Annotated in this window: 23 protein-coding genes; 8 read left to right on the top strand and 15 right to left on the bottom strand. The window is 71.9% G+C overall.

Translation table 11 applies throughout. The features are described from left to right. Window positions 1-19 precede the first annotated feature (19 nt). Genes DRV96_RS12075 through DRV96_RS12020 form a run of 12 tightly spaced genes read right to left on the bottom strand, consistent with a single transcriptional unit; the run spans window position 20 to window position 15,299 of the window. Entirely contained in the window at window positions 20-1,909 is a 1,890-nt protein-coding gene (locus tag DRV96_RS12075; RefSeq protein WP_119291458.1) for a type IV pili methyl-accepting chemotaxis transducer N-terminal domain-containing protein, read from the bottom strand. Window positions 1,910-1,957: 48 nt separating this feature from the next. Next, entirely contained in the window at window positions 1,958-2,506 is a 549-nt protein-coding gene (locus DRV96_RS12070; RefSeq protein ID WP_119291378.1) for a hemerythrin domain-containing protein, read from the bottom strand. Beyond that, a complete protein-coding gene (locus DRV96_RS12065; protein WP_210757035.1) occupies window positions 2,503-2,832 on the bottom strand; it encodes a TusE/DsrC/DsvC family sulfur relay protein in 330 nt (109 codons plus the stop codon). The genes DRV96_RS12070 and DRV96_RS12065 overlap by 4 nt, the downstream gene beginning before the upstream one ends. A 40-nt stretch (window positions 2,833-2,872) precedes the next feature. Continuing rightward, complete coding sequence (locus DRV96_RS12060; protein ID WP_119291376.1) at window positions 2,873-3,574, bottom strand: carbonic anhydrase; 702 nt, start codon at window positions 3,572-3,574, stop codon at window positions 2,873-2,875. Window positions 3,575-3,594: 20 nt separating this feature from the next. Then, a complete protein-coding gene (locus DRV96_RS12055; RefSeq protein WP_119291374.1) occupies window positions 3,595-4,383 on the bottom strand; it encodes a peptidylprolyl isomerase in 789 nt (262 codons plus the stop codon). A 13-nt stretch (window positions 4,384-4,396) separates the two neighbouring features. After that, entirely contained in the window at window positions 4,397-5,122 is a 726-nt protein-coding gene (narI, locus tag DRV96_RS12050) for a respiratory nitrate reductase subunit gamma (RefSeq protein ID WP_119291371.1), read from the bottom strand. A gap of 31 nt (window positions 5,123-5,153) precedes the next feature. Continuing rightward, window positions 5,154-5,852, bottom strand: a complete 699-nt coding sequence (gene narJ, locus DRV96_RS12045) for a nitrate reductase molybdenum cofactor assembly chaperone (RefSeq protein ID WP_210757034.1) — start codon at window positions 5,850-5,852, stop codon at window positions 5,154-5,156. 2 nt (window positions 5,853-5,854) lie between these two features. Then, window positions 5,855-7,378 (bottom strand): nitrate reductase subunit beta, encoded by a 1,524-nt coding sequence (gene narH / locus DRV96_RS12040; RefSeq protein ID WP_119291369.1) that lies wholly within the window; start codon window positions 7,376-7,378, stop codon window positions 5,855-5,857. A gap of 32 nt (window positions 7,379-7,410) precedes the next feature. Then, window positions 7,411-11,202 carry a nitrate reductase subunit alpha gene (locus tag DRV96_RS12035; RefSeq protein WP_119291367.1) on the bottom strand — a complete coding sequence of 1,264 codons (3,792 nt, stop codon included), beginning with the start codon at window positions 11,200-11,202 and terminating at the stop codon, window positions 7,411-7,413. Window positions 11,203-11,216: 14 nt separating this feature from the next. Further along, a complete protein-coding gene (locus DRV96_RS12030) occupies window positions 11,217-12,593 on the bottom strand; it encodes a NarK family nitrate/nitrite MFS transporter (protein ID WP_119291365.1) in 1,377 nt (458 codons plus the stop codon). 24 nt (window positions 12,594-12,617) lie between these two features. After that, entirely contained in the window at window positions 12,618-13,982 is a 1,365-nt protein-coding gene (locus tag DRV96_RS12025; RefSeq protein ID WP_119291452.1) for an MFS transporter, read from the bottom strand. Window positions 13,983-14,021: 39 nt separating this feature from the next. After that, window positions 14,022-15,299 (bottom strand): MFS transporter, encoded by a 1,278-nt coding sequence (locus DRV96_RS12020; protein WP_119291363.1) that lies wholly within the window; start codon window positions 15,297-15,299, stop codon window positions 14,022-14,024. 392 nt (window positions 15,300-15,691) lie between these two features. Here DRV96_RS12020 and selD point away from each other — a divergent pair, with 392 nt between their 5' ends. Beyond that, the gene (selD, locus tag DRV96_RS12015) at window positions 15,692-16,762 is read left to right on the top strand and encodes a selenide, water dikinase SelD (RefSeq protein WP_119291360.1); all 1,071 of its coding nucleotides are present in this window, start codon (window positions 15,692-15,694) and stop codon (window positions 16,760-16,762) included. Between the two features lie 34 nt (window positions 16,763-16,796). On the opposite strand, the gene kynA is transcribed toward selD, so the two are convergent. The 3 genes from kynA to kynB are packed head-to-tail and all read right to left on the bottom strand — an operon-like array spanning window position 16,797 to window position 19,584. Continuing rightward, window positions 16,797-17,684, bottom strand: coding sequence for a tryptophan 2,3-dioxygenase (kynA, locus tag DRV96_RS12010; RefSeq protein ID WP_119291358.1), 888 nt, complete (start codon window positions 17,682-17,684; stop codon window positions 16,797-16,799). A gap of 1 nt (window position 17,685) precedes the next feature. Then, window positions 17,686-18,945 carry a kynureninase gene (gene kynU, locus DRV96_RS12005; RefSeq protein WP_119291355.1) on the bottom strand — a complete coding sequence of 420 codons (1,260 nt, stop codon included), beginning with the start codon at window positions 18,943-18,945 and terminating at the stop codon, window positions 17,686-17,688. Window positions 18,946-18,954: 9 nt separating this feature from the next. After that, window positions 18,955-19,584: an arylformamidase gene (gene kynB / locus DRV96_RS12000; protein WP_119291353.1), complete on the bottom strand. Its 630-nt coding sequence runs from the start codon at window positions 19,582-19,584 to the stop codon at window positions 18,955-18,957. A gap of 72 nt (window positions 19,585-19,656) precedes the next feature. Between kynB and DRV96_RS11995 the strand changes: the two genes are divergently transcribed. The 7 genes from DRV96_RS11995 to DRV96_RS18080 all read left to right on the top strand — a co-directional run bounded on the left by DRV96_RS11995 (window position 19,657) and on the right by DRV96_RS18080 (window position 25,625). Then, complete coding sequence (locus tag DRV96_RS11995; protein WP_119291350.1) at window positions 19,657-21,276, top strand: AMP-binding protein; 1,620 nt, start codon at window positions 19,657-19,659, stop codon at window positions 21,274-21,276. Further along, window positions 21,276-21,689, top strand: coding sequence for an acyl-CoA thioesterase (locus DRV96_RS11990; protein WP_119291347.1), 414 nt, complete (start codon window positions 21,276-21,278; stop codon window positions 21,687-21,689). Before DRV96_RS11995 ends, DRV96_RS11990 begins: the two co-directional genes overlap by 1 nt. Next, window positions 21,686-22,081: a RidA family protein gene (locus DRV96_RS11985; RefSeq protein ID WP_119291345.1), complete on the top strand. Its 396-nt coding sequence runs from the start codon at window positions 21,686-21,688 to the stop codon at window positions 22,079-22,081. The genes DRV96_RS11990 and DRV96_RS11985 overlap by 4 nt, the downstream gene beginning before the upstream one ends. A 22-nt stretch (window positions 22,082-22,103) precedes the next feature. Further along, window positions 22,104-22,847 (top strand): alpha/beta hydrolase, encoded by a 744-nt coding sequence (locus DRV96_RS11980; RefSeq protein ID WP_119291343.1) that lies wholly within the window; start codon window positions 22,104-22,106, stop codon window positions 22,845-22,847. Window positions 22,848-22,936: 89 nt separating this feature from the next. Further along, window positions 22,937-24,343 (top strand): AmmeMemoRadiSam system protein B, encoded by a 1,407-nt coding sequence (gene amrB / locus DRV96_RS11975; protein WP_119291341.1) that lies wholly within the window; start codon window positions 22,937-22,939, stop codon window positions 24,341-24,343. Beyond that, the gene (gene amrS, locus DRV96_RS11970; protein ID WP_235823378.1) at window positions 24,340-25,437 is read left to right on the top strand and encodes an AmmeMemoRadiSam system radical SAM enzyme; all 1,098 of its coding nucleotides are present in this window, start codon (window positions 24,340-24,342) and stop codon (window positions 25,435-25,437) included. The genes amrB and amrS overlap by 4 nt, the downstream gene beginning before the upstream one ends. Window positions 25,438-25,448: 11 nt before the next feature. Continuing rightward, window positions 25,449-25,625 (top strand): hypothetical protein, encoded by a 177-nt coding sequence (locus tag DRV96_RS18080; protein ID WP_162911030.1) that lies wholly within the window; start codon window positions 25,449-25,451, stop codon window positions 25,623-25,625. Window positions 25,626-25,878 lie beyond the last annotated feature (253 nt).

Below are 25,878 nucleotides of genomic sequence, written 5' to 3'. Positions count from 1 at the left end.
TGCTGGGGAGGGGTAACGATCAGGCCGCCAGCGGCTCGCGCTCGGGCAGTGCGACGACGACGCGCGTGCCGCGCCCCGGCGTCGAATCGACGTGCACCGACGCGCCGATGCCCTCGGCGCGCTCGCGCATGATGCGCAGGCCCACGTGCGTCTCGTCGTCGCCGCGCGCACGGGCGTCGAAGCCGCGGCCGTCGTCGCGCACTTCGATGCGCCACGCCGGCTGCTGCCGCACGTCGAGCCACACGGCGCTCGCGCCGGCGTGCTTGCGCACGTTCGACAGCGCCTCCTGCACGACGTGCAGCAGCTGCACCTGCACGTCGGGCGGCAGCGGCACGCCGGCGCCGTGCACCTCGAGGTGCGCCGGCAGCCCCGTCTGGTGCTCGAACTTGTGCAGCGTCGCCTTCAGTGCAGCGACGAAGTCGTCGCTGTTGGTGCGCGTGCGGAAGTGCAGCAGCAGCTCGCGCACGTCGGCCGTGCTCTCGCGGATGCCGGCGTCGAGCTCGTCGATGGCGCGCTCGACCTGCGCGGCGTCGCCACGCCGCAGCGCGCCGCGCAGCAGCTGCAGCTGGATCTTCAGGAACGCCAGGCCCTGCGCGATCGAGTCGTGCAGCTCGCGCGCGAGCAGCGTGCGCTCCTCGGCGACCACCGCCTCACGCTCGAGCGCGGCGGCGCGCACGCTCTCCATGCCGCTGGCCAGGTGGCTGGCCAGGCTCTCGAGCAGCGCACGGTCGGCGTCGGACCACGCGGCGACGCTGCCGCGGTACAGCAGGTCGACCTCGCCGAGCGTCTGGTCGTGCAGGCGCACCGGCACGACGACGACGTGCTCGAAGCCGTGGCGCTCGCACGCCGCCGCGCCGGCGCCGGGCGCGAGCGGGCGGATCGCGATCACGCGCGCGCGCCCGCCGGCGTCGGGCTGCCCGCAGTGGCAGCTGCCGTCGTGCAGGCAGCGCTCCTGCTCGAGCATCTCGGCGGGCACGCAGTCCGACGCGAGCAGCACGTGGCGGCGCTGCGCGGCGTCGTGCCAGCGCAGCAGCGCAGCGTCGGCGCGGCCGACGGCGCGCAGCCGGCGCGCGAAGCCCTGCGCCAGCGCCTCGAGCGTCGGCGCCGTCGCGACGAACGCGCTGGCCTCGTAGAGCACGGCCAGGCGCTCGCGCTCGGCGCGCAGGCTCTCGGTCTTCTCGCGCACCTTGGCTTCGAGGTCGCGGTAGAAGCCTTCCAGCGTCGCCGCCATGCGGTTGAAGCCCTGCGCCAGCCGGCCGAACTCGTCGTCGGCATCGACGGCCACGCGCGCCGAGAAGTCGCCCTGCTCGACCTGCTCGACCCCGGCTTGCAGCCGTGCGAGCGGGTTGAAGACGAACAGCACCGCCGCGTACAGCAGCGCGACGCCGCCGGCGAGCGCGAGTCCCATCAGGCCGAGCTGGAACGTCGTCAGCACCGCGGTCCAGCGCGACAGCTGCGCCTCGATCGCGCCGACGAAAGCGTCGATGTCGGCCACGAGCGCGTCGGCCTCGGCCGCCACGCCCCCCGGCTGCAGCGCCCCGGGGGCGAGCCACGCCACGCGCACCGTGCCCCAGTGCGCCCGCACGCGCTCGAACGCGGCGCGCGTCGTCTCGCCGCGCGGCACGAACAGCGGGCGCGCCGGGTCGCCGCGTTCGAGCAGTGCGATCGAATCGTCGAACTGCAGCGCCTGCGCGTGCAGGCGCTGCGGGTCGCCGGCGTGCACCGCCTGCGCCAGCCGCCAGGTCTGCATGCGCAGCCGACCGGCCTCGTTGACCGCGGCCGCGCCGCCTTCGAGCTGCCAGGTCACCCACAGCGTCAGCCCGATCGAGCCGAGTGCGAGCAGCAGCAGCACGGCGCCGATCGCACCGAGCTTGGCCGACAGCGAACGCGGACGCGGCGACGTGGGCATCGTGGCGCGCACTCTAGGGCGGCGCACCCGCGCCGACCTTGACGGGCGTCAAGTGGCGTGGCGTCGGCGGGCGGCCATCTCGCGGCCCATCGCGTCGAGGGTCGAGGCGTCCAGCGCGGCGGCCACCGGCGGGTAGGCCTGCGTCTCTTCGACGGCGATGTGTTCGGCGTAGCTCTGCGCGAAGGCGTGCCAGCCGGCGAGCGTCGCCGCATCGCCCGTCCAGCGACCGGCCGCCACCGGCTCGAGGGCCGCGCGAACCGCGCGCCACTGCGCGGCCATCGCTTCGTGGTCGGCGTGCAGGCGTTGCGCGAGCGCCTGCCGTCCATGCGCGCGAAGCCACGGCAGCACGTGCAGTTCCTCGTCGGCGTGGTGCGCCGGGCCGGCGACGTCGAAGTAGCGCATCACGCTGCGCGCGGCATCGGCGGCCTGGGCGTCGGCGCCGTGGCGCTGCAGGTGTTCGCCCAGCCGCAGCAGCAGCGCGAGCATGCGCTGCACGCGTTCGTGGCACGCGTGCAGCATCTCGAACGGCTGCTCGAAGCCGGCCGCCGGCGCCGCGTGCAGCGTGCCGGGCGGCGCCTCGTGCCCGCGGTCGTTCATCCGGTGCTCCACGCGCGCGGGCGTTTCATGCCGGCGATGCGGCACGCCTGCGCGACGTAGCCGTACGGGAACAGCTCGAACATGCGCTTGCGGCCCTCGCCGGGGTAGCGCTGCTCGAGGTGCTTCATCGCGTGGCGCGCATCGGCACACACCTGGTGCTCGTGGTACCAGTCGCGCATGAAGCGGATCACGAACCAGTGGTCGTCGCCGAGCGCGATACCCTGTGCGCGCGCCAGCGCTTCGGCCAGCGTCTCGTCCCACTGCTCGGGATCGACGAGGTAGCCTTCGCCGTCGAGGCGCGGGTCGTCGGGCGGCATCGTCGTCATCGCGTCGTCTCCGCGGGTCGTGGCACTGCGCGCAGCCGGCTCATCCTGCGCTCGGCACCCCGCTGGCGTCGAGGGTGCGCGACGGGTCGTCGGGGTCGCCGAGCAGGTACGGCGCGGTGCCGGCATTGTCGGCCGCCGACGCCGGCACGAAGCCGCCGCGGCCGATGTCGAACACGTGCACCTCGCCGTCCTCGATCACGTAGTGCCAGCCGTGCAGCGTCAGCGTGCGCGCCTCGACGCGCGCGCGCACCATCGGGTAGTCCATCAGCCGCTCGAGCTGCAGCACGACGGCGCGCTGCTCGGTGCGGCGCAACGCCTCGGCGCCGGGCTCGGCCACCGGCAGCGCCGCTTCGCGGCCGAGCTCGAGCCAGCAGCGCAGGTTCTGCGCCTGCGGCGGCACCTCGCCGTACAGCGCGCGGATCGCGCCGCAGTGGCTGTGGCCGCAGACGACGATGCGCCTGACCTCGAGGTTCAGCACCGCGAACTCGATCGCGGCGGCCGTGCCGTGAAAGCCCTCGGACTGGTCCCAGGGCGGCACGAACGCGCCGACGTTGCGCACGAGGAACAGCTCGCCCGGGCCGGCGCCGGTCAGCAGGTACGGCACGAGGCGCGAGTCGGAGCAGCCGATGAACAGCGTCGTCGGGTGCTGGCCGTCGTCGACGAGGTGGCGAAACAGCGAGCGCTGCGTCGGGAACGCGTCGTCGTGGAAGCGCCGCAGCCGCTCGAGCAGTTCGTCGGGCATCGCCGCAGATCCGTCGGCCGCTACTGCACGAGCGGCGAGGCCGTCGCGTCGAGGTCGACGCCGCGCACGTCGGCGGCGCCCGCGAGGCGCTGCAGGTACTGGCGCAGCGCGGTCGCGAAGGCCTGCGCCTCGAGGGTGCGTCGCACGGCGCCGCGCACCGCCTCGTAGGGCGGCAGCGCGCCCGCCCGGCGCTCGAGCACCTCGACGACGTGCAGCCCGAAGCGGCTGTGCACGAGGCGCGGCAGCACGCCGACCTCGGGGTGGCCGAAGACCTCGCGCGCGAACTCGGGCGCGCAGTCCTCGGCGCCGAGCCAGCCGAGGTCGCCACCGGCCTGAGCGCTCGGGCAGTTCGACCACTGCGCCGCCGCCGCGGCGAAGCAGTCGGCCTCGCCGGGAGCGCGGGCGCGCAGGTCGATCAGCAGCGCCTCGGCGCGGCGGCGCAGAGTGCCGACGTCGACGCCGGGCGTCACCGCGAACAGCACGTGGCGCAGCCGCGCGCGCTCGCCGCGGGCGAAGCGCGCGGCGTTCGCGGCGTGGTAGCGCCGGCACGCCTCGTCGTCCGGCTCGGGCCGCACGAGCTCGCGGTCGAGCAGCGCCTCGATCGCGGCGGTCGCGGCCTCGCTCGTCGCGCCGCGCACCGGCGCCGGGTCGTCGGCGGCCAGCAGGCCGGCCGCGATCGCGGCCTGCCGCAGCAGCTCGACGCTGGCGCGCTGGCGCAGCGCCGCGGCGTCGAGCACCTCGTCGTCCGACGCGAGCGGCACGCCGTTGACCGACGGCCGGGGGGCGAGGAGCATCGCGGGGGCGTTCATCGGCCGTCTCCCGTCACAGCGCGCGGCGCGGCAGGTTCTGCCCCGCCGGCACGTTGAGCCGGCGCGAGCGCACGACCTGGTACGGCCGGAACAGGTACGCCACCGTCGCGAAACCGCTCCAGATGTGCACGAGGCGGCTGAACGGGAACAGCAGGAAGATCGTCATGCCGAGCAGCATGTGCGCCAGGTAGTGCCACGCGATGCCCATCAGCGGCGTCGCGTCGGGGCGGAAGGTGGCGATGCCCTGCAGGTAGCTGGCCAGGATCAGCATCGTCTGCGGGTCCTTCACGTGGGCGTACGACGCGGGCAGCGTGGCCAGCCCGAGCGCGAGCTGCACCCACAGGATGATCAGGATCGCGAGGTCGGTGCGGTGGCTCGTCAGCCGGATGCGCGGGTCGAACAGGCGCCGGTGCAGCAGCATCGTCAGACCGACGAAGCACACCAGCCCGGCGATGCCGCCCGCGACGACGGCGAGCAGCTGCTTCTGCTGCGCCGTCATCACGAGCTCGTAGACCGAGTGCGGCGTGAGCTGGCCGAACAGGTGCCCGAAGAACAGGAACAGGATGCCGAAGTGGAACAGGTTGCTGCCGATCTTGAGCTGGCGCGCGCGCAGCAGCTGCGAGCTGTCGCTCTTCCACGTGTACTGGTCGCGGTCGAAGCGTGCCAGGCTGCCCATCAGGAACACCGACAGGCACACGTAGGGGTAGACGACGAAGAGGAAGGTGTAGAGCGTTTCCATGCGGGGCTCCGTGGGGGCGTCGAAGGGGCGGTCAGCGCACGGCGGCGCGCGGCGGGGCCGCGGGGCGCACGACGTGGATCGGCTGCGGCTGGTCCGGCCGCGCCTGGCCGCGCGTCGAGCAGCCGCCAAAGGCTTCGGGCTCGGTCCAGGCCTCGTCGAGCGGCGGCTCGTCGGGCAGCTCGACGCGCTCGGCGCGCTCGCCGGCGAGGTCGAGCACGGCGGCCAGCACGCTGGCGTAGGCGCTGCGGCGCGCGAGCAGCGCACTGAAGATCGCGCGCACGATGTGCGCGGTCTCGCGCAGGAACTCGCGCGCCTGCGCCGGCGGCTGTGTGCTCGCGAACTCGAGCACGACCGGCAGGTGGTCGGGCAGTTCGCCGGGCGCGAGCAGCAGGCCGGCGCGCTCGTAGGTCTGGGCGAGGTCGATCATCGCCTGCCCGCGGTCGCGGCTGTCGCCGTGCACGTGCTCGAACAGGTACAGCGCGGTGCGCCGGCCGCGGTCGAACAGCTCGACGTACTCGGCCTCGGCGCGCAGCCCGGTCTGGGCGCGCAGGCCGTCGATCAGCGCATCGAGCTCGGCCAGGCGCCCGAACGTCAGCGCGCGCTCGTCGTGCAGCGCGTCGCGCACCGCTGGCAGCGCCTCGCGCATCTCGGCGTCGGGGTAGCGCAGCAGCCACGCGAGCGCGCGCAGCGTGTGGGTCATGCGGCGGGGGGTGCCGTGGAGCAGCGACATGGTCAGACCTCCGCCTTGATGGGAATGGTGCGCTTCTTCTCGCTGCCGAACAGGCTCGTCTCGGTGACGCCCTCGGAGCAGCCGTTGCCGAAGCTGAAGCCGCAGCTGCCGCGCACGTTGAACGCGTTCTCGGCGTACTCGCGGTGCGTGCTCGGGATCACGAAGCGGTCCTCGTAGTTGGCGATCGCCATGATCCGGTACATGTCCTCGACGTCCTCGACGCTCAGCTGCACCTGGTCGATCGCCGCGCGATTGGGCGTGCCGTCGACGTGCTTGGCGCGCTGGTACGCTCGCATCGCGAGCATCCGTTCGAGCGCGCGCACGACGGGCATCGTGTCGCCGGCGGTCAGCAGGTTCGCGAGGTACTTGACCGGGATGCGCAGCTGGCCGACGTCGGGGATCTCGCCGTTGGCGCCGACGTGCCCGGCGTTGGCCGCCGCGGTGATCGGCGACAGCGGCGGCACGTACCACACCATCGGCAGCGTGCGGTACTCGGGGTGCAGCGGCAGCGCGACCTTCCACTGCATCGCCATCTTGTAGACGGGGCTGTGGCGCGCGGCCTCGAGCCAGGCTTCGGGCACGCCGTCGCGGCGCGCCTGCTCGATCACGGCCGGGTCGTGCGGGTCGAGGAAGACGTCGAGCTGCGCCTGGTACAGGTCCTGGTCGCGCGTCACCGCGGCGGCCTGCCCGATGCGGTCGGCGTCGTACAGCAGCACGCCCAGATACCGGATACGCCCGACGCAGGTCTCCGAGCACACGGTCGGCTGGCCGGCCTCGATGCGCGGGTAGCAGAAGATGCACTTCTCGGCCTTGCCGCTCTTCCAGTTGTAGTAGATCTTCTTGTACGGGCAGCCCGAGACGCACATGCGCCAGCCGCGGCACTTGTCCTGGTCGATCAGCACGATGCCGTCTTCCTCGCGCTTGTAGATCGAGCCCGACGGGCAGCTCGCGACGCACGCCGGGTTCAGGCAGTGCTCGCACAGCCGGGGCAGGTACATCATGAAGGTGTGCTCGAACTGGCCGTAGATGTCCTTCTGGACGTCGTCGAAGTTCCTGTCCTTGCTGCGCTTGGCGAATTCGCCGCCGAGGATCTCCTCCCAGTTCGGGCCCCACTCGATCTTGTCCATGCGCAGCCCGGTGATCAGGCTGCGCGGCCGCGCGGTGGGCTGGTGCTGCATCTCGGGCGCCGAGTGCAGGTGGTCGTAGTCGAACGTGAACGGCTCGTAGTAGTCGTCGATCTCGGGCAGGTTCGGGTTCGCGAAGATCTTCATCAGCAGCTGCCACTTGCCGCCCTGGCGCGGCACGATCGTGCCGTCGGCCTTGCGGGCCCAGCCGCCGTTCCACTTGTCCTGGTTCTCCCATTCCTTCGGGTAGCCGATGCCGGGCTTGGTCTCGACGTTGTTGAACCAGGCGTACTCGACGCCGGGACGGCTGGTCCAGACGTTCTTGCAGGTGACGCTGCAGGTGTGGCAGCCGATGCACTTGTCCAGGTTCAGCACCATGCCGATCTGTGCGCGCACTTTCATCTCGATGCTCCTTGTTCGCGGCCGGTGGCGGTTCAGGGGTTCTCGCCCTGGCTCTGGTACGCCTTCGCGAGGTGGTCGTCGCGCGGCGTGTCGAGCCAGTCGACCTTGGCCATCTTGCGCACGACGACGAACTCGTCGCGGTTCGTGCCGATCGTCCCGTAGTAGTTGAAGCCGTAGGCGAGCTGCGCGTAGCCGCCGATCATGTGCGTCGGCTTCGTGACGATGCGCGTGACGCTGTTGTGGATGCCGCCGCGCACGCCGGTGATCTCCGAGCCCGGCGTGTTGATGATCTTTTCCTGCGCGTGGTACATCAGCGTCATGCCGGGGTTGACGCGCTGGCTGACCACCGCGCGCGCGGCGATCGCGCCGTTGATGTTGAACAGCTCGACCCAGTCGTTGTCCTCGATGCCGGCCTTCTTCGCGTCGACCTCCGACAGCCAGATCACCGGCCCGCCGCGGTTGAGCGTGAGCATGATCAGGTTGTCCGAGTAGGTGCTGTGGATGCCCCACTTCTGGTGCGGCGTGATGAAGTTCAGCAGGATCTCGGGGTTGCCGTTGGGCTTGACGCCGTGGATGCCCGACGTCGTCTTCAGGTCCACCGGCGGGCGGTAGCTCGACATCGCCTCGCCGAACGCTCGCATCCACGGGTGGTCCTGATAGAACTGCTGGCGGCCGCTGAGGGTGCGCCACGGGATCAGCTCGTGGACGTTGGTGTAGCCGGCGTTGTACGAGACTTTCTCGCTCTCCAGCCCGCTCCACGTCGGCGAGCTGATGATCTTGCGCGGCTGCGCCTGGATGTCACGGAAGCGGATCTTCTCGTCCTCGCGGTGCAGCGCCAGGTGCGCGTGCTCGCGCCCGGTGGCCTTGGACAGCGCCTCCCAGGCCTTGACCGCGACGTGGCCGTTGGTCTCGGGCGCGAGCTGCAGCACGACCTCGCAGGCGTCGATGTCGCTGACGATGCGCGCGCGGCCCTCGGCGTCGGTGCCGTTGAGCTCGCGCAGCTGTGCGACTTCGGTGGCGGTGTTCCACGCGATGCCCTTGCCGCCGTTGCCGACCTTCTCCATCAGCGGCCCGAGCGACGTGAAGCGCTTGAACACGCCGGGGTAGTCGCGCTCGACGACGGTGATCTGCGGCGCCGTCTTGCCCGGGATCAGCTCGCACTCGCCCTTCTTCCAATCCTTGACGTCGAGCGGCTGCGCGAGCTCGGCGGGCGTGTCGTGCATCAGCGGCGTGAGCACCACGTCCTTCTCGACGCCGAGGTGTCCGACACAGACCTCGCTGAACGCCTTCGCGAAGCCCTTGTAGATCTCCCAGTCGCTGCGGCTTTGCCACACCGGGTCGACGGCGGCCGAAAGCGGGTGGATGAAGGGGTGCATGTCGCTGGTGTTGAGGTCGTTCTTCTCGTACCAGCTCGCGGTGGGCAGCACGACGTCGCTGTACAGGCACGTCGTGCTCATGCGGAAGTCGAGCGTGACGAGCAGGTCGAGCTTGCCTTCGGGCGCGCGGTCGTGCCACGCGACCTCGGTCGGCTTGGCGCCGTCGGCACCCAGGTCCTTGCCCTGGATGCCGCTTTCGGTGCCGAGCAGGTGGCGGCAGAAGTACTCGTGGCCCTTGCCGCTCGAGCCGAGCAGGTTCGAGCGCCAGACGAACAGGTTGCGCGGCCAGTTCTGCGGCGCGTCGGGGTCTTCGCAGCTCATCTGCAGCGTGCCGTCCTTCAGCGCCTTGACGACGTAGTCCTTCGGGTCGAGGCCGGCGGCCTGCGCGTCGCGCACGACCTGCAGCGGGTTGGTCTTGAGTTGCGGCGCTGAGGGCAGCCAGCCCATGCGCTCGGCGCGCACGTTGTAGTCGATCAGGCTGCCGCCGAACTTCGAGCGGTCCGCGAGCGGCGACAGGATCTCGTCGACGCCGAGCTTCTCGTAGCGCCACTGGTCGGTGTGCGCGTAGAAGAAGCTCGTGCTGTTCTGCTGCCGCGGCGGGCGGATCCAGTCGAGCGCGAACGCCAGCGGCAGCCAGCCGGTCTGCGGGCGCAGCTTCTCCTGGCCGACGTAGTGCGCCCAGCCGCCGCCGCTCTGGCCGACGCAGCCGCACAGCATCAGCAGGTTGATCACGCCGCGGTAGTTCATGTCGGCGTGGTACCAGTGGTTCATCGCCGCGCCGATGATGATCATCGACTTGCCGTGCGTCCGGTCGGCGTTGTCGGCGAACTGGCGCGCGACGGTGACGACCTGGTCGCGCGGCACGCCGGTGATCCTCTCCTGCCACGCCGGCGTGTAGGGGTAGTCGTCGTCGTAGTCCTTCGCGCCGCTGCCCAGGCCGCGGTCGATGCCGTACTGCGCGGCCTGCAGGTCGAACACGGTGGCCACCAGCGCGTGGCGTGCTTCACCGGCCTTGCCCAGCCGCAGCCGCACGGCGGGCACGCGCACGCGGTGCAGGTTGCCGTCGCGCTTGCTGCTCGGGAAGTGCGGCACGTCGGCGCCGGCGAAGTACAGCAGCGTCACGTCGACGATTTCGTGCGCCTGCGCGCCGTCCTCGAGCACCGACAGCTTGAGCTTGACGTCGGCGCCGTGCCGCGCCTCCTTGGCCTCGAGGTTCCACTTGCCGGCGTCGGCGCGGCCCTCGGGGCCCCAGCGGAAGCCGATCGAGCCGTTGGGCAGCACGGCGCGGCCGGTGGTGTCGAACGCGACGGTCTTCCACTCGGGGTTGTTCGTCTGGCCGAGCTTGCCGTTGAAGTCGCTCGCGCGCAGGTAGCGCCCGGGCGTGAGCACCGTCGAGCCGTCGGGCAGCGTGCGCTCGTCGAGCAGCACGAGCATCGGCAGGTCGGTGTAGCGGCGGGCGTAGTCGTCGAAGTATGCCGACCGCTTGTCGAAGTAGAACTCCTTGAGCGCGACGTGGCCCATCGCCATCGCGAGCGCCGCGTCGGTGCCCTGCTTGGGGTGCAGCCACAGGTCGGCCAGCTTGGCGACCTCGGAGTAGTCGGGCGTCACCGCGACCGTCTTCGCGCCCTTGTAGCGCACCTCGGTGAAGAAGTGCGCGTCGGGCGTGCGCGTCTGCGGCACGTTCGAGCCCCAGGCGATCAGGTACGTCGAGTTGTACCAGTCGGCGCTCTCGGGCACGTCGGTCTGTTCGCCCCAGATCTGCGGGCTCGCCGGCGGCAGGTCGCAGTACCAGTCGTAGAAGCTCATGCACACGCCGCCGATCAGCGACAGATAGCGCGAGCCCGCCGCGTAGCTGACCATGCTCATCGCCGGGATGGGCGAGAAGCCGATCACCCGGTCGGGGCCATGGGTCTTGATCGTGTAGACGTTGGCCGCCGCGATCAGCTGGTTGACCTCGTCCCAGGTCGAGCGGACAAAGCCGCCCATGCCGCGCACCTGCTGGTAGTCGCGGCGCGCGGCGGGGTCCTCGACGATGCTGGCCCACGCGTCGACCGGGTCGCGGTGCGCCTTCAGCGCCGCGCGCCAGCGCTCGAGCAGCCGCCCGCGCACCATCGGGTACTTCAGCCGGTTGGCGCTGTAGAGGTACCAGCTGTAGCTCGCGCCGCGTGCGCAGCCGCGCGGCTCGTGGTTGGGCAGGTCGGCGCGCGTGCGCGGGTAGTCGGTCTGCTGCGTCTCCCACGCGACGATGCCGCCCTTGACGTAGATCTTCCAGCTGCAGCTGCCGGTGCAGTTGACGCCGTGCGTGCTGCGCACGATCTTGTCGTGCGCCCAGCGGTTGCGGTAGGCGTCTTCCCAGGTGCGGTCTTCGCCGGTGACGACGCCGTGCCCGTTGGCGAACGCCTCCTTGGGCAGCGAGAAGTGCAGCAGGCGGTCGAGAAAGTGACTCATGGTCGCAGGTCCTTTCAGCAGGGCAGGGGCGCGAGCGGGCGGGCGTAGAACCACCACGTGATCGCGATGCAGGTCAGGTAGAAGACGACGAAGGCGACGAGCGCCACCTCGGGCCCGCCGGTCAGCGCGATCGACGAGCCGTAGCTCTTCGGGATGAAGAAGCCGCCGTAGGCGGCGATCGCACTCGCGAAGCCGAGCACCGCGGCACCCTCGCGGCTGCCCTCGCGCTGTGCCTGCGCCTGCGCCGCCGGCGTCGTGGCGGCCGCGCGCTGGCGCTCGGCGAGGAAGATCAGCGGAATCATGCGGAACGTGCTGCCGTTGCCGATGCCCGAGGCCACGAACAGCACGAGGAAGCTGGCGACGAAGCCGGCGAACGAACCGGCCCGTGCGTCGCCGGGCAGGCACAGCAGCACCGCGACCACGCCGGCGGCCATCGCGACGAAGCTCCACAGCGTGACGCGCCCGCCGCCGAGGCGGTCGGCGAGCGCACCGCCCAGCGGACGCGCGAGCGCACCGAGCAGCGGCCCGAGCCATGCCGCGTGCGTCACGGTCGCGTCGGGGAACTGGCTGTGCGCCAGCAGCGGGAAACCGGCCGCGTAGCCGATGAAGCTGCCGAACGTGCCGAGGTACAGCCAGCTCATCAGCCAGTTGTGGCGCCGCCGGAAGATCACGACCTGCTCAGCGAAGCGCGCGCGCACGTCGGCCAGGTCGTTCATGCCCCACCACGCGGCCAGTGCGCTGGCCGCGATCAGCGGCACCCAGACGAAGCCGGCGTTCTGCAGCCACAGCGTCTGCCCCTGCGGCGTCGTCTGCGGCGCCCCGCCGAGCGCGCCGAACACGCCCGTCGTGACGACGACCGGCACGACGAACTGCACGAGCGGCACGCCCAGGTGTCCGAGACCCGCGGCGATGCCGAGCGCGTAGCCCTTGCGCGAGCGCGGATAGAGGAAGCTGACGTGCGCCATCGTGCTCGCGAAGTTGCCGCCGCCCAGCCCGCACAGCAGCGCCAGGCCGAGCATCACTTCGTACGGCGTGTCGGGGTTGCGCACCGCGAGGCCCACGCCGAGCGCCGGCAGCAGCAGGCTCGCGGTCGACCACGCCGCCCAGCGCCGCCCGCCGAACACCGGCACGGCGAAGCTGTAGACGATGCGCAGCGTCGCGCCGCTGAGCGCGGGCAGCGCCGCGAGCCAGAACAGCTGGTTCGTCGAGTAGCGAAATCCCGCCGCGCCCAGGTACACGACGAGCGCCGACCACAGCATCCACACCGCGAACGACAGCGTCAGCGTCGCGACTGACAGCCACAGGTTGCGCGCGGCGATGCGCTGGCCGCGCGCCGCCCAGAACCCGGCGTCTTCCGGGTCCCAGTGCGCGATGACGTGCGTCGCAGCCATGGCCGTCGGTGTGCGGGCGGGGCCTCAGCAGGGGTTGGCCGCGCCGCGGCGCGCGTACATCCACCAGTTCAGCGCGGCGTTGAAGGCGAAGAACGCCGCGAGCCCGTAGAAGATCGGTGTGGCCGACTTGAAGGTCGCGAACGACCACGCGAACAGCATCCCGAAGATGAACGGGCCGTAGGCCGCGATCGCGCCGGTGAAGCCGATCACGCCGCCGGCCTGCCGCGGCTCGAACAGCATCGGCATCTGCTTGAACGTCGACGCGTTGCCGATGCCGGCGAAGAAGAACAGCGTCAGCATCCCGGCGACGAACAGCGGGAAGCTGTCGAGCCCGGTCGGCGACGTCAGCGTCGTGACCCACAGCGTCGCGCCGAGCATGCCCAGCGCCGCCCAGTGCGTGACGCGCGCACCGCCGAGCTTGTCCGACAGCGGCCCGGCGATCACGCGCGACGCCGAGCCCACCAGCGGCCCGTAGAAGGCCCAGGCCAGCGGGTCGGGCGCACCCTCGAAGCCGCCGTAGATCTGGCGGATCAGCAGCGGGAACGTCGCCGACAGGCCCGAGAACGCGCCGAACGTCATGATGTACAGCGACGTCATCGACCACGTGTGGCGCGAGCGGAAGATGTCGAACTGCTGCGCGAAGTTGGCCTTGATCGGCACCGACTTCAGCATCAGCCGCGCGCTGATGCCGAACACGACGACGAAGGGGATCATCACCGCCGGCGCGTTCTGCAGCCACACCTGGCTCTGCACGCCGGCCTTGGTCATCGTCTGGCTCTCGCCCATGAAGGCCGCGCCGCCGAGCAGCGAGAAGCCGATCACCCACGGCGTCACGAACTGCACGATCGAGACGCCGAAGTTGCCGATACCGGCCTGGATCGCGAGCGCCGTGCCCTGCAGCCGTTTCGGGAAGAACAGGCTCGTCGACGGCATGAACGACGAGAAGTTGCCGCCGCCCAGCCCGGCGAGGAAGGCCAGCACGAGCAGCACCCAGTACGGCGTCGCGGGGTTCTGCACCGCGTAGAACCAGCCCACCAGCGGCACCAGCAGCGACAGCGTCGACAGGCTGACGACGTGCCGCGTGCCGAACATCGGCGTCAGGAACATGTGCACGAGGCGCAGCGTGCCGCCGGCCAGCCCCGGCATCGCGGCGAGCCAGAATAGCTCGGTCGGCGTGAACTTGAAGCCGATCTGCGGCAGCCGCACGACGAGCGCCGACACGAGGAACCAGGCCATGAAGGCCATCGTCAGGTTCAGCGTCGTGATCGTGAGCGTGCGCCACGCGAGCGCCGAGCCGCCGCTGTTCCAGAACTGCTCGTTCTCGGGCTCCCAGCGCTGCAGCCAGGTGCCGGACGCGCGCGGCGCCGGTGTCGTGTTGCTTGCGGACATGTGCATTCCTCGTTCGTTGCGGGCTCGCCGGGGGGTCTCTCAGCGCAGGGCCGCGAGCGGCGACGGCGGCGCCTTGTCGCCCATGACCTCGGTCTTGCGCACCTCGGTCCAGTACATCCAGATCAGCGAGACCCAGACCACGCCGTACATCAGCATGAAGGCGCTCGAGCGGATGCCGGTGAGGTCCATCAGCGCGCCGAACATGATCGGCAGCACGAAGCCGCCGAGACCACCGGCCAGACCGACGATGCCGCTGACGGTGCCGATGTTGTGCGGGTAGTCGTCGCCGATGTACTTGAAGACGCTCGCCTTGCCGAAGGCCCACGCGATGCCGAGCACGAACATCAGCAGCGTGAACAGGTAGACGTTCAGGCCGATGTGGAACGTCTTCGGGCCGTCGACGGTGAGGATCGTGAACTGCGTCTGCGGGTAGCTGAGCAGGAACAGGCAGATCCAGCTGACCCACAGCACCCACCACGTCACGCGGTGCGCGCCATACCGGTCCGACAGCACCCCGCCGATCGCGCGCAGCACGCCGCCGGGCAGCGAGAACGCCGCCGCCAGCAGCGCGGCGACGCGGATGTCCAGCCCGTACTCGCCGACGTAGTACTGCACCATCCACAGCGCCAGCGCGACGTAGCCGCCGAAGACGATGCTGTAGTACTGGCAGTACTTGAGCACCTTCGGGTCTTTCAGCATCTTCAGCTGGTCGACGAAGCGGGTGCTCGATGGCACGAGGTGGCCCGGGTCGCTCGCGCTGAAGAGCCAGAACAGGATGACCGTGCCGGCCATGATCGCGGCGTAGACCTGCGGCACCATCGTCCAGCCGAAGGCGACGACGATCGCCGGGGCGACGAACTTGTTGACCGCCGCGCCCGAGTTGCCAGCGCCGTACACGCCCATCGCCATGCCGCGGCGGTTCGGCGGGAACCAGCGCGCGACGTATGGCGTGCCGACCGAGAACGAGCCGCCCGCCAGCCCGACGAACAGGCCGATGACGAGGAAGTGCCAGAACTCGGTGGCATAGGCCATCAGCCAGATCGCCGGCACCGTGACCGCCATCAGCACCGTCATCACGATGCGCCCGCCGTACTTGTCGGTCCAGATGCCCAGCGGCACGCGCACCAGCGAGCCGGTGAGCACCGGCGTGGCGGTCAGCAGGCCGAACTCGGTCGCGTTCAGGCCGAGCTGCTGCTTGATCGGGATGCCGATGACGCCGAACATCATCCACACCATGAAGCACACGGTGAAGGCCCAGGTGCTGACGATCAGCACCGACCAGGCCTGGCGGGGGATCGGGGTGGCTTGGGCGGCCATGGGGTTCGCTCCGTTCGTGGACGGCCCTCACTGTGGCCCGCGGGCGTGGCGTTGCCCATCCTGCCGTCGGTCAGCCTGGCCGCGGCAACGGAACGATGGCACCGCGCGGGCGCATCGTCCGGAAGAACGAGGGCGTCGCCGGATCGCAGCGGGTTTGCGCTGCGTCAACCGCGGCGGCGGCGGCCCGTGCGATGCCGTTGCCGCGCGCCGGTCCGCGCACGGCGCCACCGTGGGCTGCGCGCACCGGCGTGCAGGTGGGCAGGGCTGCCGCTATCCTCGCGGCCGCGTCAGCGAGGCGGTGCGCGTGTCGCGCCGCCGGGTGCATGCGCCGCGCACGGCGCGACCCCGTGACGCCGCAGCCGACGCCGCCTGCCGAACGGAACCCCGCCGCAATGAACAATGCCCCCGCACGCACCGCCGAGCCCCGCCTGACGTCGCTGTCGCACGGCGGCGGCTGCGGCTGCAAGATCGCCCCCGGCGTGCTCGCCGACATCCTCCAGGGCACCGCGGCCACGCCGGTGCCGAAGGAATTGCTGGTGGGCATCGAGACGGCCGACGACGCCGCCGTCTACCGGCTCAACGACGAGCAGGCGCTCGTGGCCACCACCGACTTCTTCATGCCGATCGTCGACGACCCGTACGACTTCGGCCGCATCGCCGCCACCAACGCGATCAGCGACGTCTACGCGATGGGCGGGCGGCCGATCATGGCGCTGGCGCTGGTGGGCATGCCGATCAGCGTGCTGAGCACGGCGACGATCGCGCGCATCCTCGAAGGCGGGGCCAGCGTCGCGCGCGAGGCGGGCATCCCGATCGCGGGGGGCCACACGATCGACTCGGTCGAGGCGATCTATGGTCTGGTCGCGCTCGGCCTCGTGCACCCGAAGCGCGTCAAGCGCAACGCCGACGCGAAGCCCGGCGACGTGCTCGTGCTCGGCAAGCCGCTGGGCGTCGGCGTGATGAGCGCGGCGCTGAAGAAGGATGCGCTCGGCGACGCCGGCTATGCGCAGATGATCGCGACGACGACGCGGCTGAACACGCCGGGGCCGGAACTCGCCGCGCTCGACGGCGTGCACGCGATGACCGACGTCACCGGCTTCGGGCTCGCGGGCCACGCGCTCGAGATCGCGCGCGGCGCGGGCTGCACGCTGCACATCGACTGGGCCGCGGTGCCGCTGCTGCCCGGCGTGCGCGAGCTGGCGGCGCAGGGTTTCGTGACGGGCGCGTCGGCGCGCAACTGGGCCGGCTACGGCCACGACGTCGCGCTGGCCGCCGACTTCGCCGCGCCCGATCGCGCGCTGCTGACCGACCCGCAGACCAGCGGCGGGCTGCTCGTGTCGTGCGCGCCGGGTGCCGTCGACAAGGTGCTCGCGGTGTTCCGCCGCCACGGCTTCGACGCGGCGGCGCCCATCGGCCGCGTCGAGGCGGCGACGCCGGCGACGGCGCGGCTGGTCGTGGGCTGAGCGCGCTGCCGCGTCCGCGCGGCGCCGGCCGCCGTCACAGGTCGGTGCGCAGTTTCCAGATCTCGGGGAACAGCACCGTGTCGAGCATCCGCCGCAGGTAGGCCACGCCGCTCGTGCCGCCGGTGCCGCGCTTGAAGCCGATCACGCGCTCGACGGTCGTCATGTGACGGAAGCGCCAGAGGCGAAACGCGTCCTCGAGGTCGGTGAGCTCCTCGCCGAGCTGGTACAGGTCCCAGTGGTGCTGCGGGTCGCGGTAGACCTGCAGCCACGCCGCTTCGACCTCGTCGCTGGCGACGTAGGGCTGCGTCCAGTCGCGCTCGACGTGGCTCGCCGGCACCGGCAGGCCGCGGCGCGCGAGCAGGCGCAGGCTCTCGTCGTACAGGCTCGGCGCGCGGTACGCGGCCTCGACGTGCGCGAGCAGGTCGGGGCGGTGCGCGTGGGGCCTGAGCATCGCGGCGTTCTTGTTGCCCAAGCGGAACTCGATGCAGCGGTACTGCCAGCTCTGGAAGCCGCTCGAGTTCGCGAGGTAGGCGCGGATCGCGCTGTACTCGGGCGGCGTCATCGTCGCCAGCACGTCCCACGCGTGGACGAGCTGCTCCATGATGCGGCTCACGCGCGCGAGCATCTTGAACGCCGGCGGCAGCTCGTCGGCGGCGATCGCGCGGATCGCCGCGCCGAGTTCGTGCAGCATCAGCTTCATCCACAGCTCGCTGGTCTGGTGCTGCACGATGAACAGCATCTCGTCGTGGCCCGGGCTCAGCGGGTGCTGGGCGTTCAGTACCTGGTCGAGGTGCAGGTAGTCGCCATAGCTCATGTCGGCGCTGAAGTCGAGCTTGGCGCCGTGGTGTTCGACCGCCGGCGTCGCGGCGGGCGCAGGCGGCGGTGCGTCGTCGCCGCCGTGGCCGAAGGGGCATCCGCTCATGTCACGTCACCGTGCTGCGCTGGTTGAACTCGGGGCGGCGCCACTCGCCGCCGTCGAGCACGGCACGCAGGTGCTCGACGGCGTCCCAGACGTCGGCGAAGCGCGTGTACAGCGGCGTGAAGCCGAAGCGCATCACGTCCGGCGCCCGGAAGTCGCCGACGACGCCGCGCGCGATCAGCGCCTGCACGATCGCGTAGCCGCCGTCGGCGCGCCGCCAGCTGACCTGGCTGCCGCGCAGCGCCTCGTCGCGCGGCGTCACGAGCTCGAGCCCGTGGCCCGCGCAGCGCGCCTCGACCAATTCGATGAACAGCCGCGTCAGCGCGAGCGACTTCGCGCGCAGCGCCGCCATGCCGCCGAACGGCTCGGCAGCGAGCACGGTGTCGACGCCGCACTCGAGCGCGGCGAGCGACAGGATCGGCGGCGTGCCGACGAGGTAGCGCGCGATGCCCGGCGCCGGCCGGTAGCCGGGCGTGAAGTCGAACGGCGCCGCGTGGCCGATCCAGCCCGCCAGCGGCTGCCAGAAACGCTCGACGTGGCGCGGGTGCACCCACACGAAGGCCGGCGCGCCGGGGCCGCCGTTGAGGTACTTGTAGCCGCAGCCGACGGCGAAGTCGGCGTCGGCGCCTTGGAGGTCCACCGGCAGCGCGCCGGCCGAGTGCGCGAGGTCCCACACGGTGAGCGCACCGGCGTCGTGCGCGGCGCGCGTGAGCGCCGCCATGTCGTGCAGGCGGCCGCTTCGGTAGTCGACCTGCGTGAGCATCAGCACCGCGCAGCGCTCGTCGAGGCAGGCCGGCAGGGCGTGCGCATCGTCGACGAGCACGAGCTCGGCGCCGTGCTGGCGCGCGAGCGACTCGGCGATGTAGAGGTCGGTCGGGAAGTTGCCCCGCTCGCTGACGATGCGCGTGCGCCGCGGCGCCTCGGCGTGCTGGATCGCGAGGGCGGCGCTCAGCACCTTGAACAGGTTGGCCGACGTCGAGTCGGCGACGACGAGCTCGCCCGGCCCGGCGCCGACCAGCCGCGCAATCTTGTCGCCGACGCGCTGCGGCAGCGTGATCCAGCCCGCCTTGTTCCAGCTCGTGATCAGGTCGCGGCCCCACTCGTCGGCGACGACCTGCTGCACGCGCGCCGGCGTGGCCTTCGGCAGCACGCCGAGCGAGTTGCCGTCGAGGTAGATCGTGCCGGCGGGCAATGCGAACTGTTCGCGCAGCGGCGCCAGCGGGTCGCCTGCGTCGAGCGCGAGGCAGTGGTCACGGGTCGTCATCGGGCCTTCCTAGAGCTCGCGCAGCACCGCGCGCACCGGCGAGGCGTCGGCCTCGACGAGCTTGAGCGGCAGCGCGATCAGTTCGTAGTCGCCTTCGGGCACGTCGTCGAGCGCGAGGTTCTCGAGCACGCGCAGGTTCCGGCGGCGGATCACGTGGTGGCTCGCGAGCGTCTTGCTGTCGGCCGGGTCGATGCTCGCGCTGTCGATGCCGATCAGCTGCACGCCGGCGTCGGCGAGACGCTCGACCGTCTCGGGCGCGTACGCGGGGAGCGCGGGGTCCCAGCGGTCGAGCGGCGCGCGCGCGTAGGTGCGCACGAGCACGCGCGGCGGCAGGTCGGCGAGCGCGTGCTCGAGGTGCCGCCATTCGACCAGGCGCACGCCGACGGCGTGGATCACGCGGCAGCGGCCGAGGTACGGCTCGAGGTCGAGTGCGCCGGCGGCGGCGCCCATGGCGTCGTAGTGCAGCGGCGCATCGGCGTGCGCGCCGGTGTGCGGCGACAGCGAGATCGTCGAGACGTTGACCGGGCAGCCGGGGCCGAGCGTCATCGCCCACTGCTGCCGGTACGGCGCGTCGCCCGGGAACACCGGCGAGCCGGCGTGCACCGGCGGCGAGAGGTCCCACAAGCGTCGCGTGCGCATGGAACTATTTTGCGACTAAAAAGTTTAGAGGTAAAGTAAATGCCGTCGCCCCACCGTCAGCCGGATGCCGCCATGACCCGCAGCGCCCACGTCGACACCTTCGCCCGCGACCATCTGCCGCCGCGCGACCAGTGGCCCGAGTTCGTGTTCGACCGGCCCGAGCTGCAGTTCCCGCCGCAGCTCAACTGCGCGACCGAGCTGCTCGACCGCTGGGTGCAGCGCGGCGAGGGCGCGCGCACCGCGATCCTCGGGGCCGGCGGGCTGCGCTGGACGTATGCCGAGCTGCTCGCGCAGGCCAACCGCGTCGCGCGTGTGCTCGTCGAGGACATGAAGCTCGTGCCCGGCAACCGCGTGCTGCTGCGCGGGGCCAACTCGCCGATGCTCGCCGCGTGCTGGCTCGGCGTCGTCAAGGCCGGCGGCATCGCAGTCGGCACGATGCCGCTGCTGCGCGCGCGCGAGCTGACGACGATCGTCGACAAGGCGCAGGTCAGCCACGCGCTGTGCGACCGGCGCCTGGCCGACGAGCTCGCCGCGACGCAGGCGCAGTGCCCGACGCTCGAGCGCGTGCTGCACTACGGCCCGCACGACGCGCCCGACGAGCTCGAGGCGCGCATGGCCGGCAAGCCGCCGACGTTCGCCGACGTGCCCACCGCGGCCGACGACACGGTGCTGATCGCGTTCACGTCGGGCACCACCGGCGTGCCCAAGGGCACGATGCACTTCCACCGCGACGTGATGGCCGCGTGCGCCTGCTGGCCGCCGCACGTGCTGCGGCCCCGCGCGGACGACGTCTTCATCGGCAGTCCGCCGCTGGCGTTCACGTTCGGGCTCGGCGGGCTGCTGCTGTTCCCGCTGGCCGTCGGCGCGAGCACGGTGCTGCTCGAGAAGGCCACGCCCGAGGCGCTGCTGCCGGCGATTGCCGAGTACCGCGCGAGCATCGTCTTCACGTCGCCGACCGCGTACCGCGCGATGGCCGTGCACGCGAAGGAGCACGACCTGTCGAGCCTGCGCAAGTGCGTCTCGGCGGGCGAGGCGCTGCCGGCAGCCACCCGCGCGCTGTGGAAGGAGGCGACCGGCATCGAGATGATCGACGGCATCGGCTCGACCGAGATGCTGCACATCTTCATCTCGGCCGACGAGGCGCACGCCCGGCCCGGTGCCACCGGCCTGCCGGTGCCCGGCTACCAGGCCTGCGTGCTCGACGACGAGGGCCGGCCGCTGCCGAAGGGGCAGGTCGGCCGGCTCGCGGTCAAGGGCCCCACCGGCTGCCGGTACCTGGCCGACGAGCGGCAGAAGGTCTACGTGCAGCACGGCTGGAACGTCACCGGCGACGCGTACCTGATCGACGACGACGGCCAGTTCGTCTACCAGGCGCGCACCGACGACATGATCATCAGCGGCGGCTACAACATCGCCGGCCCCGAGGTCGAGGGCGCGCTGCTGCTGCACCCGGCGGTGGCCGAATGCGGCGTGATCGGCGTGCCCGACGCCGAGCGCGGGCAGATCGTCAAGGCCTTCGTCGTGCTCAAGCCGGGCCACGAGCCCGGCCCCGCGATGGCGGCCGAGCTGCAGGACTTCGTCAAGCGCACGATCGCACCGTACAAGTACCCGCGCGCGGTCGAGTTCCGAGCGAGCCTGCCGCGCACCGAAACGGGCAAGCTGCAGCGCTTCAAGCTGCGCGACGGCGGCTGATGCGCTTCGAGGCCACGCGCACGGTGCGCTTCGCCGACTGCGACCCGGCGGGCATCGTGTTCTTCCCGCAGTACCTCGTGATGGTCAACACGCTGGTCGAGCAGTGGTTCGACGAGGGGCTCGGCGTACCGTACGCCGAAGTCATCGGCGCGCGCCGCACCGGGCTGCCCACGGTGCGGCTCGAGGCCGACTTCACCGCGATCAGCCGCCACGGCGAGCAGCTCGCGCAGTGTCTCGCGGTGCGCCACCTCGGGCGCAGCTCGCTGCAGCTGCACCACGAGTTCCACGGTGGCGGCGAGCTGCGGCTGCGCGTGCGGCAGGTGCTGGTGTGCACGTCGCTGGCCACCCACCGCCCGCAGCCGATCCCCGACGATCTGCGCGCCGCGATGCAACCCTACCTGGAGACCGCATGAAGACCGTCCTGCAACCGCCCGGCTGGGCGACGCCGAAGGGCTACGCGAACGGGGTGGCCGCGCGCGGCCGGCAGGTGTTCGTCGCCGGCATGATCGGCTGGGACGCCGAGCAGCGCTTCGCCAGCGACGACTTCGTCGCGCAGGTGCGGCAGGCGCTGGCCAACGTCGTCGCCGTGCTCGCGCAGGCCGGCGCCGAGACACGCCACATCACGCGCATGACGTGGTACCTCACCGACAAGCGCGAGTACCTCGCGCGCGCCCGCGAAGTGGGCGCCGCGTTCCGCGAGGTGATCGGCGACTACGCGATCGCGATGACGGCCGTCGTCGTCGCGGCGCTGATCGAGGACCGCGCGAAGGTCGAGATCGAGGTCACCGCCGTCGTGCCCGAGTGAGCGTGCGGGTACGATGCCGCGGATGAACGCCAGCGACCCGCGCGACCCCGACCGCAACCCCGACGACCTCGACGACGACCCCGACGCGCCGCCGGCGCCGCTCGAGGGCCTCGAACTCGCCAGCGGCGACGACCCGACCGCCAGCGTCATCGTGCTGCACGGGCTCGGCGCCGACGGCACCGACTTCGTGCCCGTCGCGCAGATGCTCGACCTGGGCAGCGTCGGTGCGGTGCGCTTCGTGCTGCCGCACGCGCCGGTGCGCGCGGTGACGATCAACGGCGGCTTCCCGATGCGCGCGTGGTACGACATCCTCGCCGACGACCTCGGCCAGCGCAGCGCGCGCGAGGACGAGGCCGGGCTGCGCGCCTCGCACGCGCTGGTGCAGGCGTTGATCGAGCGCGAAGTCGCGCGCGGCATCGAGCCGCGGCGCATCGTGCTGATGGGCTTCTCGCAGGGCTGCGCGATGACGCTGCTCGCCGGGCTGCGCTGCCCGCTGCCGCTGGCCGGGCTCGCGGGCCTGTCGGGCTACCTGCCGCTGGCGTCCACGACGGCCGCCGAGCGCGACGCGGCCAACGCCGCGGTGCCGGTGTTTCTCGCGCACGGCAGCGACGACGACGTCGTGCCGCTGGCGCGCGGCGCGGCGGCGCGCGACGCGCTCGTCGCGCTCGGCCACGACGTCGAGTGGCACGACTACCCGATCCCGCACACCGTCTGCCAGGAGGAGGTCGAGGACCTGAACCGCTGGCTGCGGCGCGTGCTGGCTTGACTTCGGACAAGCCGCGGAGGCCACTTTTTACCGTCGCCCCTTGACGGGGGGCGCCCGGGGTCCATCTTCCAGGGCAGGAGGAGCCGCCGATGCCCCAGACGATCCGTCCCGCCGCCGTGGCGGGCCTGTTCTACCCCGACGACCCGCGCACGCTGCGCACCCAGGTGGCGCAGTACCTCGCGCAGGTGGGCGCGCGTGCGGCCCCGCCGAAGACGACCCCGAAGATCGTGCTCGTGCCGCACGCCGGCTACGTCTACTCGGGGCCGGTGGCGGCGCACGCCTACGCGGCGCTCGCGAACGCGGCCGGTCGCATCCGCCGCGTCGTGCTGCTCGGGCCGACGCACCGCGTCGCGGTGCGCAGCATCGCGGCGCCCACGGTCGACGCGTTCGCGACGCCGCTGGGCACGGTGCGCCTCGACCGCGCCGCGATCGACGCACTGGCCGACCTGCCGCAGGTCGTCGCGCACGACGCCGCGCACGCGGGCGAGCACGCGCTCGAAGTCCAGCTGCCGTTCCTGCAGGCCGTGCTCGGCGAGTTCACGCTGGTGCCGCTGGCGGTGGGCCACGTCGCGCCCGGGGCGGTCGCGCAGGTGATCGAGCGGCTGTGGGGCGGCGACGAGACGCTGATCGTGATCAGCTCGGACCTGTCGCACTACCTGCCCTACGCGCGTGCGCAGGCGGTCGACCGCTCGACGGTGCAGCGCATCCTCGCGCTCGACGACGACCTCGACCACGACGAGGCCTGCGGCGCGACGCCGCTGGCCGGCGCGCTGCGGGTGGCGAAGCGCCACGGACTCGCGCCACGGCTGCTCGACCTGCGCAACTCCGGCGACACCGCCGGCGACCGCGCGCGCGTCGTCGGCTATGTGGCGGTCGCGTTCGAGCCGCGCGCCGACACGGCGGGCGACGCGACCGACGCCGAAGGCGAGGCCGACGACGCCACGCTCGGCGTCGCGCTGACGCGCCGCGCACGCAATGCCATCGCCGACACGTTCGGCCTGCCCACGGCGGCCGAGCCGCACCACGCCGCACTCGCGCAGCCCGGCGCCACGTTCGTGACGCTGCACCGCGCCGGCGAGCTGCGCGGCTGCATCGGCTCGCTCGAGCCGTACCGGCCGCTCGAGCACGACGTGCGTGCCAACGCGCTGGCGGCGGCGTTCCGCGACCCGCGCTTCGCGCCGGTGGCGGTGCACGAGGTCGCGTCGCTCGAGATCGAGGTGTCGCTGATCGGCGCCGCGCAGCCGCTTCCGGTGCGCGACGAAGCCGACGCGCACCAGCGCCTGCGCCCGCACGTCGACGGCGTGATCCTCGAGTGGCGCGGCCGGCGTGCGACCTTCCTGCCGCAGGTCTGGGAACAGCTCGAGCGGCCGCAGGACTTCCTGCGTGCGCTCAAGCGCAAGGCGGGGCTCACCCCCGACTTCTGGGCCGCCGACCTGCGGCTGCACCGCTACGAGGTGCGCAAGTTCAAGGAGACGCGGGAGACGACGTTCGCATGAATGCACGAGACGACATGGTCGAGACGACGCACCCCGCGCAGTGGTGGCACCAGCTCGACGACGGGCGCCTCCAGTGCGACCTGTGCCCGCGCGACTGCAAGCTGCACGACGGCCAGCGCGGGCTGTGCTTCGTGCGCGCGCGTGAAGGCGACGCGATGGTGCTGACGACGTACGGGCGCAGCTCGGGCTTCTGCATCGACCCGATCGAGAAGAAGCCGCTGAACCATTTCCTGCCCGGCTCGAGCGTGTTCAGCTTCGGCACCGCCGGCTGCAACCTGGCGTGCAAGTTCTGCCAGAACTGGGACATCAGCAAGAGCCGCGAGATGGACCGCCTGATGGATGAGGCGAGTCCCGAGCGCATCGCGCAGGTCGCGAAGGAGGCCGGCTGCGCGAGCGTGGCCTTCACGTACAACGACCCGGTGATCTTCGCCGAGTACGCGATGGACACGGCCGACGCGTGCCACGCCCTCGGCGTCAAGACGGTGGCGGTGACGGCGGGCTACATCCACGCGCAGCCGCGGCGCGCGTTCTTCGGCAAGATGGACGCCGCCAACGTCGACCTGAAGGGCTTCACCGACGAGTTCTACTTCCGCCAGACCGGCGCGCACCTCGCGCCGGTGCTCGACACGCTGCAGCACATCGTGCACGAGACCGGCTGCTGGCTCGAGATCACGACGCTGCTGATCCCCGGCCACAACGACAGCGACGCCGAGCTCGCCGCGATGACGCGCTGGATCGCCGACCACCTCGGCCGCGACGTGCCGCTGCACTTCACCGCGTTCCACCCCGACTACAAGATGACCGACGTGCAGCGCACGCCGGCGGCCACGCTGACGCGCGCGCGGCGCATCGCGCTCGACGCCGGGCTGCGCTACGTCTACACCGGCAACGTGCACGACGCCGAAGGGGGCACCACGCTGTGCCCGGGCTGCGGCGAGCCGGTGATCGAGCGCGACTGGCACCGCATCCTGCGCTACGACCTCGACGACACCGGCCGCTGCGTGCACTGCGCGACCGCGCTGCCCGGGCGCTACGGCCGCTTCGAAGGCGCGTTCGGCCGCCGCCGCATCCCGGTGCGCGTCGCGATGGCCTGAGAAACGCCGCGATGCCGTGGACCGTCGAGCGCCCGCCGGCGGCGATGACGCACCTGCCGTGGCCCGTGCGCGAGAAGGCGGTCGAAGTGGCCAACGCGCTGCTCGAGCGCGGCCGCGACGAGGGCCAGGCGATCCGCATCGCGATCGCGGTCGCGTGGCGCTGGGCCCGCCGGCGCGGCCTGGCCTGACGCGAGGACGCGCGCCGCGCGTCGGCGCCCGGTCGGTGGTGCGTCAGCCTGAATCCAGCAGTTCACCGTCCGTCATCGCGCGCTAAGCGAGCACTGGCGCGGCTTTGACGGGTCTTGGCACACTCACCCGATGGGTGAGAGCAAACAACGCATGCGCGAGGTGGCCCTGGCGGCCGAAGTGGCGGCCGGCGCGCCGCAGGTGGTGGACACGCTGGGCGGGCGCATGCACGTGCGCTGGGACGAGGGTGCGGCG

Origin of the sequence: Azohydromonas sediminis, from assembly GCF_003574675.1 — a bacterium.
Taxonomy (GTDB): Bacteria; Pseudomonadota; Gammaproteobacteria; order Burkholderiales; family Burkholderiaceae_C; genus Calidifontimicrobium; species Calidifontimicrobium sediminis.
Note: the sequence above shows the minus strand (reverse complement) of the source record. Positions and strands in the feature narration are given on the sequence as shown.

Bases quoted from the DNA above. Each gene is read 5' to 3' on its own strand.
- DRV96_RS12060 (WP_119291376.1), bottom strand. From the start codon at position 3,574: ATGCCCGACGAACTGCTCGAGCGGCTGCGGCGCTTCCACGACGACGCG.
- DRV96_RS12065 (WP_210757035.1), bottom strand. From the start codon at position 2,832: ATGACGACGATGCCGCCCGACGACCCGCGCCTCGACGGCGAAGGCTAC.
- kynB (WP_119291353.1), bottom strand. From the start codon at position 19,584: ATGCGCACGCGACGCTTGTGGGACCTCTCGCCGCCGGTGCACGCCGGC.
- selD (WP_119291360.1), top strand. From the start codon at position 15,692: ATGAACAATGCCCCCGCACGCACCGCCGAGCCCCGCCTGACGTCGCTG.
- amrS (WP_235823378.1), top strand. From the start codon at position 24,340: ATGAATGCACGAGACGACATGGTCGAGACGACGCACCCCGCGCAGTGG.
- DRV96_RS12055 (WP_119291374.1), bottom strand. From the start codon at position 4,383: ATGAACGCCCCCGCGATGCTCCTCGCCCCCCGGCCGTCGGTCAACGGC.
- DRV96_RS11990 (WP_119291347.1), top strand. From the start codon at position 21,276: ATGCGCTTCGAGGCCACGCGCACGGTGCGCTTCGCCGACTGCGACCCG.
- DRV96_RS12020 (WP_119291363.1), bottom strand. From the start codon at position 15,299: ATGGCCGCCCAAGCCACCCCGATCCCCCGCCAGGCCTGGTCGGTGCTG.
- DRV96_RS12075 (WP_119291458.1), bottom strand. From the start codon at position 1,909: ATGCCCACGTCGCCGCGTCCGCGTTCGCTGTCGGCCAAGCTCGGTGCG.
- narJ (WP_210757034.1), bottom strand. From the start codon at position 5,852: ATGTCGCTGCTCCACGGCACCCCCCGCCGCATGACCCACACGCTGCGC.
- DRV96_RS12030 (WP_119291365.1), bottom strand. From the start codon at position 12,593: ATGGCTGCGACGCACGTCATCGCGCACTGGGACCCGGAAGACGCCGGG.
- kynA (WP_119291358.1), bottom strand. From the start codon at position 17,684: ATGAGCGGATGCCCCTTCGGCCACGGCGGCGACGACGCACCGCCGCCT.
- kynU (WP_119291355.1), bottom strand. From the start codon at position 18,945: ATGACGACCCGTGACCACTGCCTCGCGCTCGACGCAGGCGACCCGCTG.
- DRV96_RS12070 (WP_119291378.1), bottom strand. From the start codon at position 2,506: ATGAACGACCGCGGGCACGAGGCGCCGCCCGGCACGCTGCACGCGGCG.
- narI (WP_119291371.1), bottom strand. From the start codon at position 5,122: ATGGAAACGCTCTACACCTTCCTCTTCGTCGTCTACCCCTACGTGTGC.
- narH (WP_119291369.1), bottom strand. From the start codon at position 7,378: ATGAAAGTGCGCGCACAGATCGGCATGGTGCTGAACCTGGACAAGTGC.
- DRV96_RS11985 (WP_119291345.1), top strand. From the start codon at position 21,686: ATGAAGACCGTCCTGCAACCGCCCGGCTGGGCGACGCCGAAGGGCTAC.
- DRV96_RS11980 (WP_119291343.1), top strand. From the start codon at position 22,104: ATGAACGCCAGCGACCCGCGCGACCCCGACCGCAACCCCGACGACCTC.
- DRV96_RS12035 (WP_119291367.1), bottom strand. From the start codon at position 11,202: ATGAGTCACTTTCTCGACCGCCTGCTGCACTTCTCGCTGCCCAAGGAG.
- DRV96_RS18080 (WP_162911030.1), top strand. From the start codon at position 25,449: ATGCCGTGGACCGTCGAGCGCCCGCCGGCGGCGATGACGCACCTGCCG.
- amrB (WP_119291341.1), top strand. From the start codon at position 22,937: ATGCCCCAGACGATCCGTCCCGCCGCCGTGGCGGGCCTGTTCTACCCC.
- DRV96_RS11995 (WP_119291350.1), top strand. From the start codon at position 19,657: ATGACCCGCAGCGCCCACGTCGACACCTTCGCCCGCGACCATCTGCCG.
- DRV96_RS12025 (WP_119291452.1), bottom strand. From the start codon at position 13,982: ATGTCCGCAAGCAACACGACACCGGCGCCGCGCGCGTCCGGCACCTGG.